This is a genomic window from Vibrio sp. 1727 (assembly GCF_033344415.1).
GTDB lineage: Bacteria > Pseudomonadota > Gammaproteobacteria > Enterobacterales > Vibrionaceae > Vibrio > Vibrio alginolyticus.
In genome coordinates, this window is record NZ_JAWPOT010000317.1 from 1 (window position 1) to 668 (window position 668).

Here is a 668-nt window from a genome sequence, read left to right on the forward strand (position 1 = left end):
TGACCATGATGAAGCGCTTTTCTTAACCATATTTAAGAACGAAACCACCATCAATTTGCACATGTCGTTGACCAGCCCTGTTGAGTTGCCAACACCTCTGCCAGAAGCCATCGCAATTGCAATCGGTGAACACGCGCTAGAACCATTTCGAGGTGGTTTCGGTGTTGGTTTAATGCCGGACAGCCGCAGACTGACCGTTTATAAGGTTATTTCGTTAGCTAATAAGCCTCAAAGTTATGTTCAAAACACATTCCAACAACTGCTAGAAAAAATTGAGCAGTGGCACCTCTTCATTGAACAAACCGATAACGAAGCAGCAATTCCAGAACAATTACCTGCTGGGATTTTCATTTAATCCCGCTAAAAACGACCATGTTTAGAAATGAGTTTATTTTATGTCGACAATTCAAATTAATAGTCAACATCGAGGTAATTTAGACCTCGCAGATATTCAAAATATCAAAACCAATGCCAAAGAAGGCGATACCGTTAAATTTGGCTCTGTATTTGGTAAAGAATACAGCGTTACCAAAAGCAATGATGGTGAAATTAGCCTCAAACAAAAAGAAAATCGCAGCTTTTTTAATCGCTTTTTTAGCAAAACAGATTCATCGAAAAACAGCGACTTAAAGCTGAACTTGATGAACCAACAACTGCACAAAAAAGAG

At 39.1% G+C, this 668-nt stretch carries 1 protein-coding gene and 1 pseudogene; both read left to right on the forward strand.

Going from position 1 to position 668, the window contains the following annotated elements:
- On the forward strand, nucleotides 1–355 hold a 355-nt coding region (gene ati1, locus R8O10_RS25470), incomplete at its 5' end, for an Ati1 family type III secretion system chaperone (RefSeq protein WP_318191991.1).
- 40 nt (nucleotides 356–395) lie between these two features.
- Nucleotides 396–668, forward strand: a pseudogene (locus R8O10_RS25475) (endonuclease); the annotation flags it as partial.